Annotated in this window: 18 protein-coding genes; 10 read left to right on the forward strand and 8 right to left on the reverse strand. The window is 40.9% G+C overall.

The genetic code is table 11. The features are described from left to right. The first annotated feature begins 215 nt into the window (after window positions 1-215). The 8 genes from QVH07_RS03255 (at window position 216) to QVH07_RS03295 (ending at window position 9393) form a co-directional block, all read left to right on the forward strand. Window positions 216-842, forward strand: coding sequence for a hypothetical protein (locus tag QVH07_RS03255; RefSeq protein ID WP_289998709.1), 627 nt, complete (start codon window positions 216-218; stop codon window positions 840-842). A gap of 67 nt (window positions 843-909) precedes the next feature. Beyond that, entirely contained in the window at window positions 910-3339 is a 2430-nt protein-coding gene (locus tag QVH07_RS03260; RefSeq protein ID WP_289998710.1) for a heavy metal translocating P-type ATPase, read from the forward strand. A 1-nt stretch (window position 3340) separates the two neighbouring features. Further along, the gene (ccoS, locus tag QVH07_RS03265) at window positions 3341-3520 is read left to right on the forward strand and encodes a cbb3-type cytochrome oxidase assembly protein CcoS (RefSeq protein ID WP_289998711.1); all 180 of its coding nucleotides are present in this window, start codon (window positions 3341-3343) and stop codon (window positions 3518-3520) included. Window positions 3521-3524: 4 nt separating this feature from the next. Next, a complete protein-coding gene (ccoN, locus tag QVH07_RS03270; protein WP_289998712.1) occupies window positions 3525-5657 on the forward strand; it encodes a cytochrome-c oxidase, cbb3-type subunit I in 2133 nt (710 codons plus the stop codon). Window positions 5658-5850: 193 nt separating this feature from the next. After that, window positions 5851-6783 (forward strand): cbb3-type cytochrome c oxidase N-terminal domain-containing protein, encoded by a 933-nt coding sequence (locus tag QVH07_RS03280; protein ID WP_289998714.1) that lies wholly within the window; start codon window positions 5851-5853, stop codon window positions 6781-6783. 44 nt (window positions 6784-6827) lie between these two features. Next, the gene (gene ccoG / locus QVH07_RS03285; protein ID WP_289998715.1) at window positions 6828-8252 is read left to right on the forward strand and encodes a cytochrome c oxidase accessory protein CcoG; all 1425 of its coding nucleotides are present in this window, start codon (window positions 6828-6830) and stop codon (window positions 8250-8252) included. An 8-nt stretch (window positions 8253-8260) separates the two neighbouring features. Continuing rightward, the gene (locus QVH07_RS03290; RefSeq protein ID WP_289998716.1) at window positions 8261-8686 is read left to right on the forward strand and encodes a FixH family protein; all 426 of its coding nucleotides are present in this window, start codon (window positions 8261-8263) and stop codon (window positions 8684-8686) included. Continuing rightward, window positions 8686-9393: a sulfite exporter TauE/SafE family protein gene (locus QVH07_RS03295; protein WP_289998717.1), complete on the forward strand. Its 708-nt coding sequence runs from the start codon at window positions 8686-8688 to the stop codon at window positions 9391-9393. The genes QVH07_RS03290 and QVH07_RS03295 overlap by 1 nt, the downstream gene beginning before the upstream one ends. Here QVH07_RS03295 and hemN read toward each other — a convergent pair. From hemN to QVH07_RS03315, 4 genes are all read right to left on the reverse strand, one after another. Next, window positions 9390-10754: an oxygen-independent coproporphyrinogen III oxidase gene (gene hemN, locus QVH07_RS03300; protein WP_289998718.1), complete on the reverse strand. Its 1365-nt coding sequence runs from the start codon at window positions 10752-10754 to the stop codon at window positions 9390-9392. The two genes, QVH07_RS03295 and hemN, sit on opposite strands and share 4 nt — an antisense overlap. Window positions 10755-10857: 103 nt before the next feature. After that, window positions 10858-11901: a VWA domain-containing protein gene (locus QVH07_RS03305; RefSeq protein WP_289998719.1), complete on the reverse strand. Its 1044-nt coding sequence runs from the start codon at window positions 11899-11901 to the stop codon at window positions 10858-10860. Then, window positions 11885-12778 (reverse strand): hypothetical protein, encoded by an 894-nt coding sequence (locus QVH07_RS03310; protein ID WP_289998720.1) that lies wholly within the window; start codon window positions 12776-12778, stop codon window positions 11885-11887. Before QVH07_RS03310 ends, QVH07_RS03305 begins: the two co-directional genes overlap by 17 nt. Beyond that, the gene (locus QVH07_RS03315) at window positions 12771-13649 is read right to left on the reverse strand and encodes a DUF58 domain-containing protein (protein WP_289998721.1); all 879 of its coding nucleotides are present in this window, start codon (window positions 13647-13649) and stop codon (window positions 12771-12773) included. The genes QVH07_RS03310 and QVH07_RS03315 overlap by 8 nt, the downstream gene beginning before the upstream one ends. 107 nt (window positions 13650-13756) lie before the next feature. Here QVH07_RS03315 and QVH07_RS03320 point away from each other — a divergent pair, with 107 nt between their 5' ends. Further along, entirely contained in the window at window positions 13757-14110 is a 354-nt protein-coding gene (locus tag QVH07_RS03320; RefSeq protein ID WP_289998722.1) for a DUF4296 domain-containing protein, read from the forward strand. Then, window positions 14107-16494, forward strand: coding sequence for an endonuclease MutS2 (locus QVH07_RS03325; RefSeq protein ID WP_289998723.1), 2388 nt, complete (start codon window positions 14107-14109; stop codon window positions 16492-16494). The genes QVH07_RS03320 and QVH07_RS03325 overlap by 4 nt, the downstream gene beginning before the upstream one ends. Window positions 16495-16538: 44 nt before the next feature. Here the strand turns inward: QVH07_RS03325 and QVH07_RS03330 are convergent, their stop codons facing one another. The 4 genes from QVH07_RS03330 to QVH07_RS03345 are packed head-to-tail and all read right to left on the reverse strand — an operon-like array spanning window position 16539 to window position 19879. Further along, window positions 16539-17030: a hypothetical protein gene (locus tag QVH07_RS03330; RefSeq protein ID WP_289998724.1), complete on the reverse strand. Its 492-nt coding sequence runs from the start codon at window positions 17028-17030 to the stop codon at window positions 16539-16541. A 56-nt stretch (window positions 17031-17086) separates the two neighbouring features. Beyond that, window positions 17087-17707, reverse strand: coding sequence for an ABC transporter ATP-binding protein (locus tag QVH07_RS03335; protein WP_289998725.1), 621 nt, complete (start codon window positions 17705-17707; stop codon window positions 17087-17089). Window position 17708: 1 nt separating this feature from the next. After that, on the reverse strand, window positions 17709-18488 hold the full coding sequence (gene lpxA, locus QVH07_RS03340) for an acyl-ACP--UDP-N-acetylglucosamine O-acyltransferase (protein WP_289998726.1): 780 nt from the start codon (window positions 18486-18488) through the stop codon (window positions 17709-17711). Next, a complete protein-coding gene (locus tag QVH07_RS03345) occupies window positions 18485-19879 on the reverse strand; it encodes a bifunctional UDP-3-O-[3-hydroxymyristoyl] N-acetylglucosamine deacetylase/3-hydroxyacyl-ACP dehydratase (protein ID WP_289998727.1) in 1395 nt (464 codons plus the stop codon). The genes lpxA and QVH07_RS03345 overlap by 4 nt, the downstream gene beginning before the upstream one ends. Window positions 19880-19883 lie beyond the last annotated feature (4 nt).

Consider the following 19883-nt stretch of genomic DNA (forward strand, 5'->3'; position numbering starts at 1 on the left):
AGCCCTGCAGCGCCGATGGTACTGGGGTTACACCCGGGAGAGTAGGTCGCCGCCACTTTATTCTAAAGCCCTTTGGTCATCCCATGGGGCTTTTTCTTTTATAAGGCATTTTATAAAGTACTTAGCCTATTAAATGACTTTTATCAGTTTTCTACCAAGCTTTGGTCAACCACTGAAAACGATTCCAGGACTAGTTTTGAGTAAAATAGTTTCTCATGCAGGTCCAACCAAGCTATGTTTCCCAATTTGAATTACCAGTAGTCCTTCTGAAGGAAACCTACTGCAAAGTACTGGAACCTACTTTTTTGCCTGGAGGGAACGATAATAAAGATTGCTACCAAGGAAGGAACCCTAGCTTAATCACTGTGGATCTGAATAGAACCTTGGAATGGCTTCACGATCACCCTCTTCCAAAGCCATTAGAAAATGAAGTTTGTACTATTCCTGTTTTACTTCATGTAAAGCAGTTTTCAACCCAACATTTGCTTTTTCACTATGACGGGACTCCTCAATCTTCTCGGGTGATTAAAGAATTTATAAACCTTTTTAAAAATCTCATTGGACAGTCAAGGGCTACTATTATCTCTCCCTCCTTTATCCCCAAGTCAAAAATCAAAGAAGAGAGAGAGATCATCCAATTAATCTCAAAGCATACAAGAGAGACGAGTTTTATCAAGTTCAACTTCCAACGAATTGGTGATTTTTGGTCCTACGCCGTGAAAAAAGATTGTACACTCTTTGTCACCACAAAGAACTACCAAGCCGATCTGGCCAAAGTTCTTTTTCATTTTTATAAAGGAGAAATGTGGAGTGATAAGCTATCATTTTTCCTTACGATGTAATTATTTGAATAAGTGAGATTTATCAGAAAAATAAATATCAGGAGCTAAGAAAAAGGGCAGGAGATAGATGAGAAGAGAGAATCCAAATATAGTTGAAGCTAAATGTTATCACTGTGGGGAATCCTGTGAAGACGAGCGAATTCGATTTGAAGAGAAGGATTTTTGCTGTCAGGGCTGTAAGCTTGTCTATGAAGTTTTATCAGAGAATGATCTTTGTAATTATTATCAGATCGAAGAGTTTCCAGGTGAAAGTCAAAAAGCAAAGTCTGCAAGAGCAAATCGCTTTGACTATCTAAATGATCCAGAGATCGAACAGAAGCTTCTGGATTTTAAAAACGAAACTGAAACACATTACACCTTCCATATCCCTTTAATTCATTGTGCTTCCTGTATTTGGCTTCTAGAGAATTTAAATCACATCAATCAGGGAGTTATTTCAAGCAGGGTTGATTTCGTAAAGAAAAAAGTTCAAATCCGGATTAGTAATGACCGACTTTCCCTGAAGGAACTGGTGGTGTTACTTTCTAGCCTCGGATATGAACCTCGGATAAATCTTTCTGATCTTGGTAAAAAAGAAAGGCCAAAGGCAGATAAAAAGACCATTAATAGGTTAGCGGTAGCAGGTTTTTGCTTTGGAAATATGATGCTTTTCAGTCTTCCAGAGTACTTTTCTGAAAGAGAGTTGCTGGATGAAAACTTCCAAAGTGTATTTAACTACCTAAATGTATTACTCTCTCTTCCAATAGTTTTCTATGCTGCAGTGGACTATTATAATTCTGCATGGAATTCTTTAAAAAGGAAAAAGATAAATATGGATGTCCCCATCGTAATGGGGATTATCGCTCTTTTCCTTTATTCCCTTTGGGAGATTTTTATTCATCAGGAGGCAGGCTATATGGATAGTCTGGGAGGATTATTATTCTTCCTTTTGCTAGGAAAAATTTACCAGCAAAAAACCTTTGCTACGCTTGAATTTGATAGGGATTACAAAGCTTATTTTCCAGTTTCGGTAACTCGGTTTAAAAAGGATACCGAAGAAGTGATTCCTTTGACTAAGGTAAGTGTGGGCGACATTCTCTTGGTAAGAGATGAAGAATTGATCCCAGCCGACTGTATTTTATTAGATAATCAGTGTTATATCGACTACAGCTTTGTCACCGGCGAGGAAGTTCCTGTAAAAATTTCTAAAGGAGAGTTGATTTATGCAGGAGGCAGGCTCAAAGGTGATCAGGTTAAAATGACGGTACAAAAATCGCCATCCCAGGGTTATCTAACAGATCTTTGGAACAATGACTCTTTTGAAAAGTCCAAAGATTCTGGTCTAGTGCCATTATCGAATAAAATAAGTGCTGTTTTTACTCGGTCAGTGCTTTCAATTGCTTTTGCTGCGCTCATTTTTTGGTCTTTTACAGATTTTGGAATTGGGGTAAAGGCCTTTGTTTCGGTTTTAATTGTGGCCTGTCCTTGTGCTTTGGCCATGTCTACTCCATTTACTCTTGGAAATACTTTGAGAATATTTGGACGAAACAGGCTTTATCTAAAGAATGCAGGAGTCATCGAGCGAATGGCTGAGTCAGATACCTTCGTTTTTGATAAGACCGGAACTCTTACAGATACTGCAAAGGCAAGCATTCAATATCATGGAGAAGAACTGAGTATTCAAAGCAGGAGAATTCTCAAATCCATGGTGGAGTACTCTACCCACCCATTGAGCAATAGAATCAACCAATGGCTAGGCCCTATAGAAAAGTTCGGTTTGGACTCTATAGAAGAAAAACGTGGCAAGGGTCTCGAGGCCAGATTTCTTGGCCAGCAATTTAGACTCGGTTCTGAGGAGTTTACTGAAAAGGTTATTGGGAAAGAATCACTGAAAGGCAATTTGGTTTGCTTTACCGTAGAGGACATTCTAATTGGCTATTTTGAAATTCAATCTGGTCTTCGGAAAGAGGCAGAATCCGTGGTGGAAGAGCTTAGTCAGGAATGTGAAATTCACCTACTATCAGGAGATCATTCTCATGAGCGCAAAAAACTTAAGGAGAAGCTTCCTGGAATTTCTGAGTTCCATTTTAACCAAAGTCCTAAGGATAAATTGAATCATATGGGGGAATTGAAAACCCATGGGTCAAAATCAATCATGGTCGGTGATGGCCTGAATGATGCGGGTGCTTTGCAGGAAAGTTATGTAGGGATAGCCCTGACGGATGAAATCAGCCATTTTTCACCAGCTAGTGATGGGATCTTGGATGCACGGTCATTCGGGATCATTCCGCAGTTTCTGGCTTTCTCACGGTCTACCAAAAATGTAATTAAGGCAAGCTTTGCCTTAAGCTTCATCTACAATATTGTAGGAATAAGCTTTGCCGTTCAGGGTCTTTTGAGCCCTGTTTTCTGTGCCATTCTTATGCCTCTTAGTAGTATTTCAGTGGTATTGTTTACCACTCTTTCAACAAATGTGATCGCCTGGAAACAGGGGCTCTTTAAAATTAAATCGAATTGAAATGGAAGTTATTTTTCTATTGATAGCGATAAGTCTGGTACTGGCAGTGAGCTTTCTGCTTCTCTTTTTCCGTGCGAATAAAGGGGGACAGTTTGATGACAATCACACGCCAGCCATTCGAATTTTATTTGATAATGAACACAAACAAAAAGTAAAAAAAGACCAACCAAAAAAAACCTAGTCCTATGAATGATTCTACTTTGGAGCGGTTCGAATACGACAATAAAATTGTCAAGTATTTTGGAGCTGCAACTATGATTTGGGGCGTTGTTGGGATGCTCGTCGGAGTGATTGCGGCTACCCAGTTGTTTCTGCCAGAAGCAAACCTGGGAAATCCGTATACCACTTTCGGAAGAATCCGGCCCTTACACACAAATGCTGTGATTTTTGCCTTTGTGGGAAATGCGATCTTTGCTGGGGTTTATTACTCCATGCCACGATTGCTAAAAACTCCCATGTGGAACAAAGCGCTAAGCTATTTCCATTTTTGGGGATGGCAATTGATTATCCTATCGGCGGCTTTAACACTTCCACTTGGATTGACTACCTCAAAGGAGTATGCCGAGCTTGAATGGCCAATTGATATTGCCATTGCACTTGTTTGGGTAGCTTTTGGTGCTAATATGATTGGCACTGTGCTGAAGAGAAGAGAGCGTCACATGTATGTTGCCATTTGGTTTTATCTGGCTTCATTCGTTACGGTAGCGGTCTTGCACATCTTCAATTCACTCGCTCTTCCAGTTGGATTATTTAAAAGTTATTCAGCATATGCAGGGGTTCAGGATGCACTAGTCCAGTGGTGGTATGGACATAATGCGGTGGCATTTTTCTTAACTACTCCCTTTCTTGGGCTGATGTATTATTATTTGCCTAAAGCGGCAAATAGGCCTGTATATTCATACAAGCTATCCATTATCCACTTTTGGGCCCTGATATTTATTTACATGTGGGCTGGCCCTCACCACCTTTTATACACTTCACTTCCTGAATGGGCACAGGTTCTGGGAGTGGCATTTTCTGTAATGCTGATTGCTCCCTCATGGGGAGGTATGGTGAATGGACTTTTAACACTTAGAGGAGCATGGGATAAGGTTAGGACAGATCCTGTTTTGAAATTCATGGTAGTTGCTATTACCGCATACGGTATGGCCACTTTCGAAGGACCCATGCTTTCACTTAAAAACGTGAATGCCATCGCTCACTACACGGACTGGATCGTAGGTCACGTACACATCGGTGGATTAGGATGGAATGGATTCCTGACTTTTGGTATGCTTTATTGGCTTTGGCCAAAGATGTGGAAGACAAAAATCTATTCCACCAAACTTGCTAACACCCACTTTTGGATGGGGACTTTGGGGATTATTTTCTATGCCCTTCCACTGTATGTTGCTGCTTTGACCCAATTCTTCATGCTAAGAGAATTTGACGAAATGGGAAGATTGTCTTACGGTAACTTCCTTGAGACTGTCGTTCAGATTGTTCCGATGTACATGATTAGAGCCTTTGGTGGTCTACTTTACTTGGGTGGTGCTATTGTGATGTGTTATAATTTGGTGAAGACAGCTGCACAGGGAAGCTTCCAGGAAACTGAAGAGGATTCCGCTCCTGCTTTGGCTAAAAACTACAATCCTAAAGGAGAGTTTTGGCACAGAGCATGGGAAAGAAAGCCTGTTTTCTTCACCGTTCTTGCTACTGTCGCAATTTTGATAGGTGGTGCGATTGAGATCATCCCGACTATTTTGGTGAAATCAAATGTTCCTACCATCAGTTCAGTGAAACCATATACACCACTTGAGCTCGAGGGTAGAGATATTTATATAGAGAATGGTTGTGTGGGATGTCATTCCCAGATGATTCGTCCGTTCAGGTTTGAGACTGAGCGATATGGGGAATACTCCAAAGCAGGTGAATTCGTCTATGACAGACCATTTCTTTGGGGCTCAAAGCGAACAGGTCCGGACCTTCATCGAGAAGGAGGAAAATACCCAGACAGCTGGCATTATTTCCACATGACGGACCCTAGAAGTATGTCTCCGGGATCATTAATGCCTCCGTATCCTTGGATGGCCACTAATGAGAATGATTACTCAGATCTTCCGGCGAAGATCAGAACCCTTCAAAGTCTTGGAGTCCCTTATCCAGAGGGATATGACGAAGAAGCCGTGGCAGAACTGGAAACTCAAGCTCGGGAGGTGGTCGCTAATTTGAAAGACGCAGGAATTGAAGTGATGCCGAATACGGAAATAGTAGCATTGATTGCTTATCTCCAGAGATTGGGTACAGATATTAAAGCTCCTACAGCTGATAACCAATAATTGACAAGGCTATGTATAAAGAAGTATTAAGATCAATCGAGAACATAGAAATCTATCCAGTGATTTCCCTTGTCATATTTGTAGCATTCTTTCTAGGAATGTTTGTATGGGTACTTCGTGTACCAAAGAGCCATATTGAGCATATGGAAAATTTGCCTATTGATGAAGACGAAAATTTAACCTCCCAGCAGCAATGAAAAAGAAGCTTTTAACCCTAGTTATTTTTGCACTTGCTTTCGTGACCAATTCCTTTGGTCAGGAAGCATCGGAGCCAAGTTTCAGTTATACAGACTTAAGTTCAGATCAGCTGATTTTAATGTCGGTATTAGGCGTTTTGGTCATTGTGATTGTTCTCTTACTCTTCCAAATGATCTACTTAATGTCATTTATGACGGCAGTGTTCAAGAAGGAGAATCCTGAATATGCGAATGAACCGAGCTGGTGGGAGTCTTTTAAGGAGAAGTTTGTAACAGGTAAGGTGGATGAGGCCTACGGAGAAGCAGAAGAGGCCAAACTTATGGCTGACCACTCCTACGATGGTATTCATGAATTGGATAATTTCATGCCTCCTTGGCTACAATATGTATTCATCGGAACAATTGTTTTTGCTGTGGTTTATTTCACGAACTACACTGTATTGGGTATAGGAAAAACCGGTATTGAGGAGTATGAAGAGGAGCTTAGGCTGGAAGCCATTGCAGCTGAAGAAAGAAATGCAAATATGCTGGCTAGCATAGACGAAAGTACAGTTGTATTTGACGAGTCAAGTACCAGTATGACTGGTGGTAAGACCATATTCGAGGCAAATTGTGCAGCTTGTCATGCTCAGGATGGTGGCGGTGGAGTAGGTCCAAATCTTACAGATGACTACTGGATTCATGGTGGTTCAATCTCTGATATTTTCACCGTAGTCAAATATGGAGTCATTGAAAAAGGAATGGTCCCTTGGGAAGATCAGCTAAGCCCAGAAGAGATGCAGCAGGTATCAAGCTACATTTTTGCAATGAGGGGAACCACACCGGCTGCTCCAAAGGATCCCCAAGGTGAATTATATGTACCTGAAGACTTGACTGAGGAAACTACCTCTGACAGCACTGCCGTCTCTGAAACTGCAGAAGTAGAATAAAATTATGGCCGGAAAAATTTTTCCGGCCTTTTTCCCTATTCAAAATGGCAAAGAAAAATCCACATCTTAACCCAGAAACTTTTAGAGATTCTCTTGCAACAGTTCAGGAGGATGGTAAGCGAAATTGGGTTTATCCAAAGAAAGTTTCTGGTATTTTCTACAAATACAGAACCTATCTGTCATGGGTTCTTTTGGCAATTCTATTTGCAGGGCCTTTCATCAGGATCGATGGAAGACCTTACATGCTTTTCAATATTTTTGAAAGGAAGTTCATCATCTTTGGCGCCCCATTTTGGCCTCAAGACACTCATTTACTTATTTTCCTATTGTTGATTTTCTTTGTTTTTGTCATCCTCTTTACGGTTGTTTTTGGGCGTGTTTGGTGCGGTTGGGCTTGTCCTCAGACGTTGTTTATGGAGATGGTTTTTAGAAAAATCGAGTATTGGATTGAGGGAGATGCTAATCAGCAAAGGGTGTTGAATGCTAAGCCATGGGATCAGGAGAAAATCCTTAAGAAAGGAAGCAAGACTCTAATATTCGCGGTCTTTTCTCTATTGATAGGCCATCTGGTAATGGCTTACCTAATTGGGGTTGATCAGGTTAAGGAAATTGTTACTCAACCACCTACAGCAAATATGGCGGGTTTTATAGGCTTGGTTGCTTTCTCAGGAATCTTCATGTTTGTGTTTACTTGGTTCAGGGAGCAAGCTTGTTTGGTTGTCTGTCCTTATGGCCGTCTTCAGGGGGTACTTTTGGATAATAACTCCATTAATGTCATGTACGACTATGTACGCGGAGAGCCCAGAGGTCCAATACGAAAAAATGAGCTCCAAAATGATTCTAAGGGTGATTGCATTGATTGCAACCTTTGTGTGCAGGTCTGCCCTACAGGAATTGATATTCGGAATGGGGTACAGATGGAATGTGTAAACTGTACTGCTTGCATAGATGCCTGCGATGAGGTAATGGTAAAAGTCGAAAGACCAAAAGGACTGATTCGTTACGCTTCTGAAAACAGTATCCAAGAGGGTGTTCAAAAGCTTTTGACAGGACGGGTAAAAGGCTATATGGTAGTTTTGACTATTCTTGTTGCCGCGTTTATTACGCTGATAGCTACACGGGATATTCTACAAGGCACCGTCACCCGTTTCCCGGGAATGACTTATCAAATGCGTGATGATGGAACGGTTTCAAATCTCTACGAAATCACTCTAATCAATAAGACCTTCGAACCTCAGGAAGTCTCGCTGGAGCCACTGGCCGATGGGATGAAGTTGGAAATGCTTGGAGATCAAAATTGGGTTTTAGAGCCTCAGTCTAAGTTTGAGGGAAGGTTTTTCCTTGTGAAGGATCAAAACCAAATATCAAAGACACAGGAAAATGTTGAGATTTCTTTGAAGCATGAAAATGAAGAAATTGATAAAATCGAAACAAGTTTTATGGCTCCTTTGAGCCAAAGCGAAAAATAAAGAAGAAAATGAATTGGGGACATGGAATAGTTTTAGCCATTGTGGGTTTTGTAGCGATCATTATGACTATGGTAGTCATTTCAGTAAGGATGACTGGAATAGAATTGGTGACCGATGACTATTACGCGCAGGAGATTGATTATCAAAATCAGATTGATCGGGAGACTTTTGCAAATCAGTTGGATCGTCAAGTAATCGAATTCGATGGTCAAAGTAAGACCTTGCTTTTTGATTTACCGAAGGGAACTGAAGCTAATCTTGAGCTCTTTCGACCTTCCGATGAGACACTCGATCAGCAAATTGATTTTCAAGTGGAAACGGATACAAGGACATCCGTTTCAGTGGCCGAGCTTAAAAGGGGTTATTGGCGGGTTCAGCTTCGCTGGCAGGAAAATGGAGTAGAATTATACGAGGAGAAGAAAATTAGTATTTGATGCTTTGGACTGCAGTCGTATTAGGTTTCCTGGGATCATTCCATTGTATTGGGATGTGTGGACCTATTGCTATGGCGGTCGGTGGTTCTTCATCGAAAACATTCCTGTGGAAAAAAATTATTTATAACCTAGGGAGAGCCTTAACTTATTCTATTCTTGGTCTGATTATCGGATTATTAGGTTTTTCTCTTTCACTGGCAGGAGTTCAGCAGGGAGTTTCTATTGCAATTGGGATTACTATCGTTGCCTTTTCTTTGAGCTATAAAAAGGCAGACCGATTCCTCACTATTCCGGCCCTGTCTTCTGCAGTCGCTTGGATTAAGCGAAGATTGGGTAGTGGGCTTAAGGCGGGGAGTATGTCAGCCTTTTTCACTAGTGGAGTGTTTAATGGACTGTTACCATGTGGAATGGTTTATATGGCTCTGGTTGCTGCCCTTGGCCTCCAAGACCCATTGATTGGAGCGGCTTACATGTTCTTTTTTGGTTTGGGCACTATTCCGATGCTCTTATTTTTGATGCTATCCGGAACCATCCTTTCTGTTCCTTTACGGCTGAAATTCCAAAGAGCAATTCCTTATTTAGGATTGATTATTGGAATTCTTTTTGTCTTCAGAGGATTAGGTCTTGGGTTTCATGGAAGCCCACAAATTCAAGCCTTTGATTATGGAAATCAAACGGTTGAAATCACCATGTGTAGTGAAGACTAAATGGACTTACTGAAAGTTGATTTTGCCTGAGGAGCTTCAAGCATTTTTAGATCAAACTGAAAGCAAATGTTTCTAATGAAGGTCATCCCAAAATCACTCACTTTAATGATTTGATCCTTTATTGAAATCAGTTCCTCTTCTTGCATTTCTGCCAGTTTTCTTCGGTTTAATTCGGGCAGACGATTCCAAATTTCACTATCTATTCTAGCTTCTTGATGACAAATTAAATCAAGAATGAATTCTTTGGCGATAAGGTCAGAAGCGCTGTTTTCATGGCTTCTAACCAAGTAATCCGAACCTTCATTAATCTTCCGAATATACTCCTTATGACCTTTTTCATTTTGGGCGAACCCAAGATGAATATCACTGATGCTTGTGGCTCCTAACCCAATCATAAGTTTACTGGGTGAAGTGGTGTAGCCCATGAAGTTCCTATGTAAACTACCTTCTGATTTTGCCTTGCAAAGCGGATCTTCTGGCAGGGCAAAATGATCCATTCCAACTTCCTCATAACCTGACTTTGTTAGGATGTCTTTTCCGAGTTCGTACAAAGCCCGTTTATCATTTTCATTGGGTAAAAATTGCTCAAAGCTTTTTTGAGCTTTAAAAAGGGATGGAAGATGGGCATAACTGTAAAATGCAATTCGTTCAGGCTTCAGATCCATCACCTTTCCGAAGGTTTGACTTAGGGTTTCCTTATTCTGGTGAGGCAATCCATAGATCAGGTCAAAATTAATTGAAGTGTATCCAATTCTTCGTGCTGCCTCGGTGATCTGCACCACTGTCTCAAATGGCTGTACCCTGTGAATGGCCTGCTGAACTTTCAGGTCGAAATCCTGGATTCCAAAACTTACCCGATCAAAACCGAGACTATGTAAGGTTGCTAAATGCTCTTCAGTTGTATTATTTGGGTGTCCCTCAAAGCTAAATTCCCTATTACCATCAACATAGCAATCTGAGATGATTTCATTTAAAAGGGAATGGAGGGATTCCGGTGAGAAAAAAGTTGGAGTGCCTCCGCCAAGGTGAATTCCTTTCAGCAAGGGTTTAGAGCCAAATCGAGTCAAATAGGACTTCCACTCTTTCTTTACCGCCTTGATGTAAGGTGTCTCTATCGAATGATTTTTAGTTATGTATTTATTGCATCCACAGTAAGTACAAAGGCTTTCACAAAATGGAAAATGAATATACAGGGTGATCCCTTCCTCTTCTCCATACATATGAAAAGCTTTTTTCACCAATTCCTCCCAACTATCCAAATCAAGCTGGTTTTCCCAAAAAGGCACCGTAGGATAGCTGGTATATCTTGGAACCGGGGAGTTATACTTCTGAATTAGTCTTTCTTTTTTTGAATCCATCATATGGTTCAAAATTGGCCTAATAGGCAGATGTATCTCCTGTCAATTATGGGTCGAAAAACTGATAAAAGTCAGCCTGAAATTAGAATTGACCTAAGACTATGAGTTAGTCTAGAAGGAAATTATTGAGGAAGGAATTTTTCAGAGCAAACCATCCAAAGAATGCGATAATCGCCCAAAACAGATAAACTCTATAGTAATCAGAGGTTTCCTTAAACCGATTTTCTTCGATCTCTGCCTTTTCCAGGGTATCGATCCGATCAAAAATATTTTGCAGGGCACCGCCATCAGAAGCTCTGAAAAATTCGCCATTTCCAATTCTGGCGATTTCACGAAGTGTGGTTTCATCCAGATAACTCTCAACCATTTGTGGTCTGCCGAAAAAATCTGTTCCATAGGGTACCATACCGTCTTTGCCTACGGCAATGGTGTAGATTTTTATTTCCAAAGCAGCTGCTAGGTTTGCCGCGAAAAGCGGGTCTACATTCCCTGCATTGCTTTCTCCGTCACTGAGTAAAATGATTACCTTCGATACAGATTCTGATTCCTTCATTCGATTTGTGGCAGAAGCCAGAGCAGAGCCTATCGCAGTTCCCTTAGCCTCCATCATATCAAAAGAAATCTCAGAAATGAGATCCGTCAAAAGTTCATAATCATTAGTCAAGGGTGCTAAGGAATAAGCCTCTCCCGCAAAAACCACCATTCCTATTCTATCTCCAAATCGACCATTGATGAAGTCATTTGCAGTATTTTTTGCTGCCTCAAGTCGATTGGGTGTGAAGTCCTGCAGGTCCATAGATTCTGAAATATCCATGACCAGCATTATGTCAATTCCTTCAGTAAATCGTTCCACCCGTTCATTGCTTCTTTGCGGCCGGGCAATGGCAATAATAATCAGTAGGAGGCTCACAAAGAAAAACAGAGATGGGATAATCCTCAAAAGCACCCAGGGATTAGCTTTCCTGACCCGTTTTGGAAGTGAAAGTTCCAGAACCGGATTTTTGAGGAATTTTACAAACTTCCGAATCAAAAGCAGCAGAGGAATCAACCACAGTAGATTCAATGCCCAGGCATTTTCCCATTGGAAGCTTTGAAGGGTCTCAGGTGAGAACCAAGACCAGCTGAAGAATTCTTTAAACTGTTCGCTCATTCTTGATTTTCATTAATTTTTCCCTGAAAGTCTTTTGTGCAATTTCTTTCAGATAAGTCGTTGATTCCTGGCTTTCGGTATTTTGTCCTGCATAAATAATTAAATCTATCCCCCGCAGTGCATCAAAGACCTTTTTATCCTCCATTTTCTCACTGATCTCACTGGATGTCCATTCCTGATAGGGCTCATTGGTGAGATCTGCCATGTAAGATTTCCAAAGTCCTATGGTGTCATCCGCAAGCTCAATACTGGGTTTCTCCAAAAGTTCCTCAATCTTTTGCTCCCATAATTTCTCAAATCTCTTCCACTTATTTCTTTGATTCCTTTGGGCAAAGAACTTCCTGATTCGATTTCCAAATAGGAAATAAATAATGGCTAGAACTATGAAGAGTATTCCGAGCCAAATGGAAATGATTATCCAGTTTATTTCCTTTTCCAGTGGCTGGTACACATTGTTTTGCTTAAACTGAAGTTCCTCAGGGATACTGTCCAATGTAAGTTTGAGCTTTAGCTCATCTTCCAGAGGATAATGGGCAATACTATCATAAGGCAGAATTTCATAAACTGGTAAGGCCACATAGATACTCGAATCCAAAGAAAAATTCGAGATATAATAGACAGCACTATCCAATGTAGTTCCCTCGCTGGTGCTCGTGGCGAAGACCTGCTTCTCAAGTAAAACCTGATCACCAAAATTAAAACTGGAATCTGGAAAAAGAATCTGGAATGATTCGGGATATTCTGCCTTTAAAACATACCCGGTTCTTTCACCTAGCATCGCCGAGTCTTGAAGGAAATATCCTTCCACTTTTACCTGCTGGGCAAAATTGGAAAAGGAAATTAAAAGCAGGAAGGTTAAAGTGAGAATCCTAGCCACGTTTCATGCTTTTATTTCGAATTCTGAATAATTCAATCAGGGGAAGAACGATATCCTGCGTAGTGTCTATGCTGAGATAGTTAATCTGATTTTTTTTGCAAATATCTTTGAGTCTTTCTCTTTCGCTGGTAAATGTGTCGGTGATTTTCTTTGAAAAAGACCCGAAAGCCGTATTCACCCAAGTGGTCTTTCCTCTTTCTTTATCAAAAACGGGAATAATGCCAAGGGAAGGTAATGCCGATTCTCTTGGGTCTGTCAGCTGCACAGCTACCACATCATGCTTTTCTGCCAATGCCTTGAAAGGTCTTTCGTAATCTTCGTCGATAAAATCTGAAATCACGATAATTATACTTCTTTTTTTAATAAGGTTCAGGGCGAAGGTAAACATGGAGTTGAGATCAGTCTTTAAGGACTTATTTTCATGATCAAAAAGTGCTCTGATCATTCTTACCCCTTGCTTCATTCCTTTTCCCGGAAATACCAGGGCTTCTTTTTGATCGGAGTAGCTGATCAATCCAGTCTGGCTACCTTCGAAGATTGCAGCAAGTGTAAGTACTCCAGCAACAATCTTTCCCTGATCAATCTTTTTATGTCCTACTTCTCCAATGTCTTGACTTCCAGAGATATCTAAAAGAAAGTATACACACTGGTCCTTATCTTCTTTAAAGGTCTTGACAAAAGTCCCATGGCCTTTAGCAGAAACCTTCCATTCTATCGTTCTGATATCATCTCCGTATTGATAAGGGCGGAGATCATCAAACTCCAAACCAGCTCCTTTGAAAATCGATTTATAATCACCCTGGAGGTGGTTATTGGCCACCTTCCGGATCATTATTTCGTACTTGCGTAGCTTTTTGAAGAGTTGGTTCATTCAGGATTGAATTTGACCGCCTAAGTTAAAGAGACCACATGAATTTTAAAATCTTCCTTATAAATACGGCACGGACAATTTCAGTTAAAAAAGCCTAATTTTGCGATGTGAAAAATCTAAAGCTATTCATCTTATTCACTATTCTCCTCACGGGTTGTTCGGATCAAGAAAAGCCCGAATTCATCTTGAATGAAGACGAAATGGTTAACGTCTTGATAGATATCCACATTGCTGAAGGAATTTCTAGCTCCCTACCGGTCTCATACGACTCTTCAGGGGTAATGTACACTTTGCTAGAAAAAGATGTTTTCACCAAACATGAAATCACAGATTCTGTTTTCACCCAGAGCATGTTGTATTATCTCCAGTATCCGGCAGAAATAGATGAAATCTATGGACGGGTGGTGGATTCACTATCCAAGAAACAGGCTTTGTATAAATCACAACAAGAGAATCAATGATTTACCCCCGTTCGGTTGAACAGAAAATAAATTTCATCAAAATAAAAGCCCTTTTAAAGGAGCTTTGCTCTTCGGCCCTTGGCCAAAGCTATGTCGATAAGCTATCTTTTTCTTCAGACCATAAGCTGGTGAATAAACTTCTTGATCAGACCCAAGAATTCACCAAAATTCTGATAAGCGGTGAGAATTTTCCAAGCTCGAATTACACAGATTTGACTCCTTTTTTGGAGAAGGCTAAACTGGAAGGAGCCTATTTGGATGAGGAAGAATTTCAGGAAATTAAACTATCCTTAGCCACGCTTAAAGGTTGTATTACTTTTTTTCAAAAGTTTCAAGATGAGTATCCTGTACTTTCCGACTTGCTGGGCTTATTGCTGGATTTGGATCTAAACCTTTTGAAAGAAATCGAGCGTGTAATTGATGATAAAGGTAAACTGAAGAATAATGCATCCAGAGAACTTCAACTCATAAGAAATCAGCTGATCTATGAGGAAGGTAGGCTCCGAAAGGTGATGGAGCGGATTTTTAAAGAATCCAAGGCGAAAGGACTGACCCCGGAAGATTCTGGAATTACTATTCGTGGAGGTCGCTTAGTAATTCCCGTTGCTGCGGAAAATAAGCGAAAGTTAAGAGGGTTTATTCATGATGAGTCGGCCACTGGGCAAACTGTCTTTATGGAGCCAGAGGAAGCTTTGGATATCAATAATGAAATCCGGGATCTCCAGCACATGGAGAGAAGAGAAGTCATTCGAATTCTCACTCAGCTTACTGACCAGTTAAGACCCGCTATTCCAGCTTTGCGCAAAGCAACCAATTATCTGGGACTGACAGATTTTATACGTGCCAAGGCAAAATTTGCTCTAAAGGTTGAGGCAAGTCGTCCAGAAATTAAGCGTAATCGGCAGCTCAAGTTTTATAAGGCCAGACATCCGATTTTGGAGCTTGCATTACAGGCCCAGGGTAAGAAAATTGTTCCCTTAGATATAGAATTGGAGGGGAATACCCGACTCCTGGTTATATCGGGCCCGAATGCAGGAGGAAAGTCAGTTTCCTTGAAAACTGTAGCTCTGCTCCAATACATGCTTCAGTGCGGATTGATGATTCCGGTCCATCCAGATTCTAGTAGCAGCCTTTTCACCAATTTCTTCATTGATATTGGTGATGAACAAAATCTAGAAAATGATCTGAGTACTTATAGTTCACATTTGATGAGCATGAAGCACTTCAGTAATTTTGCAGATAAAAAGACCATACTTTTTATTGATGAATTTGGTACAGGGACAGAACCTCAGTTTGGTGGTGCCATAGCCGAAGCCATCTTACTTTCACTGAATAAATCTGGAGCCTTTGGTGTGGTTACCACTCACTATGGCAACCTGAAGCAGGTGGCTGATAAACATCAAGGTATGGTCAATGGAGCCATGCGCTATGACGTGAGAAAGCTGGAGCCGATGTATGAATTAGATATTGGTAAACCGGGATCTTCTTTTGCTTTGGAGATTGCCTCCAAAATTGGTATACGAAAAGAGATTTTGCAGGAGGCAAAAGAAAAAATAGGGGATAAGCGAGTGCAATATGACCGCTTACTCACCGAATTGGAGAATGACAAGAATAAGTATTCTAAGCTCTTGGCAGAGGTAACCTCAAAAGATAAGCTTCTCAAAACAAGGCTGAAGGAATACAATGATCTTAAAGAAACCCTTGAAAGCACTAAAAAGAGATACGTTCAGGAGGCCAAACAAGAAGCCAAACATATTTTAGATCAGGCGAATCGAAAAATTGAAAAGACGATTCGGGAGATAAAAGAGAAAAAGGCTGACAAAGCTGAGACTCAAAAGGTCCGCAAGGAACTAGAGGAGTTTAAAGCTACAGTGAAACCTGAAAAACCTGTTGTTAAATCTGAGAAAATTAAACCACTGGGCGGGGCTATTTCAGAGGGGGACTGGGTTAGGGTCAAAGGTAGTGGAACTATAGGAGAAGTAATTTCTTTCGGTCCGAAAGAAGCCTTAATCTCTATTGGGGAGCTTAAGTCAACGGTGAAAATTAATCGTCTGGAGAGAATCTCTAACTCAGAGGCGAAAAAAGATAAGCGATCCATTTCCTCGGGAAGAGGTTTGGGCTCAACCTTAAGCGTTGCGGATTTTTCACCAAGTTTGGATTTAAGAGGGAAAAGAAGTGAGGAGGTTATTCACCTAATCGAAAGTTTTATAGACAAAGGCTATATGCATGGGGTTCAGAATTTGCGGATTGTACACGGAAAGGGGAATGGTACATTAAAGGATATCACCCGCAACCTTCTTCGAAATATGAATACCGTAGAACGCATAGAGGATGAACATGCAGATCGGGGAGGAGCTGGCGTGACCTTGGTGCGTTTAAAATAAAAAAGGAGCCACGCGGCTCCTTTTTTATTTTGCTTTTGCAAAACTTAATTTCTAGTAAGGTTGAATGTATAGCTACCTGCTATAGCAAACACCCCATTGATTCTAGCTCCTGGAGCAGGGATATTGAAATCCAGCCTGAGATTATCTGCGGTTTGAGTAAAGGTGATTTCTCTTCCGGATGCTGGAGCACTTCCTGTTAATTCAAATTTCGAAAATGTACCATCAGTAAATGACCAGTTTCCGCTATTGTCGAAAAGGTCATTATTATTTGCAGAAGTGTAAGTTCTGGATGTACCGGCATTTAATGTCAGCCTGAATCCATCATAAAGGTCCGTCACGGCTGTTCCATCTCGGGTTACACTACCTCCATTTTGAAGACCCCAAGCCTGAGATCCATCTGGTCCTGTAAGCTTCTCAACTGCTTCCTGCTCTGGGGAAGGAGGTGGGGGAGTAGGGTTTGGCTCATCTCCTCCACATGAAGAAATTACTCCAACTACAACTGCCAAAACGAAAAACCGAGTGATTAATGATTTCATATACTTTAATTGTGTGCGGTAAAATTAATTAATAGTGGTGAAGTTCAAAGTGAAGATTACTTATAATCTTCTAGTCTCATAGTTTGTTTGCAGAAAGTGTACTCTCTTTCATCATTTGAAGCCACGAATACTATACGATCATTTAAGTACTCTGGTATAATATTTTGATACCATTCTATACCTTTTTTGTCAAGGTTGGAAGTGGGTTCATCTAAGAAAACCATTGGAACATCAGAAAAAACAGACAAGCCCAATTTTACTCGCTGTTTCATACCTGAGGAGAATTGGTTGATCTGTTTATCTTTTTGGTCCCTTAGATAAATTTTATCCAAAATCTCATCCGTACTGATATTTCTGTATAGCTTCTTAAATTTAAAATGGAAATTAAGCAATTCTTGCAAAGTGAATTCTTCAGGAAGCTCCAGGTAAGGAGCCGAAATGGTCAAAAAATTAAACCAGTCATCAGCTGGAATATCTTGACCATTTTGGGTGATTTCTAATTTTCCATCGGTTAAGGGAATGGCACCGGTTATGGTTTTGATAAGTGTAGATTTTCCTGATCCATTTCCTCCGGTTATGGCTAGACTTTCACCTAGGTTTAGATGAATATCTAAATTCCGAAAAACCCATTCGTATTGAAACCTCTTGGAAATTCCTTCAGCCCGTAATGAAAACATTTTAATTGATGTAGCCTTTCATTACGCCTCTTTCAGAAGAGCGAATAAAATTGAGGATTTCATCTCTTTCTTTGGTCGCAGGTAAGTTTACCTCTATTTCTTCAAGTGCTTTGCTATTATTCATGCTGTTCAAAAAGAGGTATCGATATACTTCCTGAACATGTGCTATGGTCTCACTGGAAAAGCCTCTGCGACGTAATCCCAGAGAATTAACCCCGGCATAGGACAATGGCTCTCTTGCAGCTTTGGTAAATGGAGGAACATCTTTTCGTACCAGTGAACCTCCTGAAACCATAGAATGCATTCCAATTCTAACGAATTGATGTACAGCACTGGAGCCTCCGATTATCGCCCAGTCATCTATAGAAACATGCCCGGCGATTTGAACTGAATTTGCTACAATGACATGACTTCCGATAGCACAATCATGGGCTACGTGCACATATGCCATCAGTAAACAGTCACTACCAATTATGGTAGTCTGCTTATCCACTGTTCCCCGGCTAATAGTTACACATTCTCGGACTGTAGTATTGTCCCCAATTATAACTGTGGATTCCTCTCCTTTAAATTTTAAATCCTGAGGAATGCCGGCAATCACACTTCCAGGAAAGATCTTACAATTCTTGCCGATCTGGGCCCCGGGAAAGATGGTTACATTTGGACCTATCCAAGAGTTATCTCCAATTACCACATCCTCGTGGATCATGGTAAAAGGATCCACAGTTACGTTCTTTCCCAATTTTGCCGTTGGGTCTACGGAAGCCATTGGATGGATCATGATTCTTTTCTGGTTATGCTTGCGGTCATTACTGCCTCACAAACCAATGTGCTTCCAACGTAAGCTTCTCCGCGCATTTTTGCGATGCCACGACGGATAGGTGCAAGTAATTCACACTTAAAAATAAGAGTATCTCCTGGAAAGACCATTTTCCTGAATTTACAGCTTTCTATTCCAAGAAAATAGGTCCAATAATTTTCAGGATCATCTACGGTACTCAAGACCAAAATCCCTCCAGTTTGAGCCATAGCCTCCACCTGTAAAACTCCCGGCATTACCGGATTTCCAGGGAAATGCCCCATGAAAAATGGTTCATTCATGGTTACATTCTTCACTCCTGCTACCACTTTTTCATCCAGGTATATCACTTTATCTAAAAGCTGGAATGGATATCTGTGTGGAAGGATATTACTGATCTGGTTGATATCCATGACTGGAGGTAACTTTGGATCGTAATATGGAATATGGGATGTGCTGGACTTTTCCATGGCTCTCTTCAGCTTTTTGGCAAAAGCCACATTGGCTGCATGCCCTGGTCTGGCAGCTAGAATTTGAGCCTTCATTGGTCTTCCGACCAAAGCTAAGTCTCCCACTACATCCAGAAGTTTATGTCTAGCGGGTTCATTTCTATAACGTAGATCTACATTATTCAAAATGCCTTCTTTCTTTACCTCGACCTTTTGTTTGTTAAACATTTTGGCGAGGTGAGCCAATTCTTTCTCTTCCACAACACGATCCACCACAACAATGGCGTTATTCAGATCTCCACCTTTGATAAGGTTGGAGTTGTAGAGCATTTCTAACTCGTGTAGAAAACAGAAGGTCCGACAAGAGGCAATTTCTGATTTAAACTGACTGATATCGGTAATGGAGGCATGCTGACTTCCGAGAACAGGTGAATTGTAGTCCACCATGACGGTCACTCTATAGTTGTCCGTTGGAAGAGCTACCATTTCTACCTCTCTTGAGGAGTCCTTATATTGGATGCTTTCCTGGACTTCAAAAAATCTTCGTAGTGCATTTTGCTCCTCGAAGCCAGCTTCTTCTAAGACTTCGATGAACTGAATGGAAGAACCATCCATAATTGGAGGCTCTGGACCGTCTAACTGAATCAAAACATTATCAACTTCTAAACCGACCAAGGCGGCAAGTACGTGTTCAACAGTGTAAACTCTGGCCCCGTTCTGTTCTAGGGTTGTTCCTCTGGATACATCTACCACCAGATCACAATCTGCATCAACAGTTGGTCTTCCTTCCAGATCAATCCGCTGAAACTTAACACCATGATTTGGTGGGGCAGGCAAGAAGGTCATATTTGATATCACACCAGTGTGTAATCCTACACCTGATAGTTCTACCTGCTTCTTAATAGTATGTTGTTTTACTTTCATTTTT

The organism is Algoriphagus sediminis (genome assembly GCF_030403435.1).
Taxonomy (GTDB): domain Bacteria; phylum Bacteroidota; class Bacteroidia; order Cytophagales; family Cyclobacteriaceae; genus Algoriphagus; species Algoriphagus sediminis.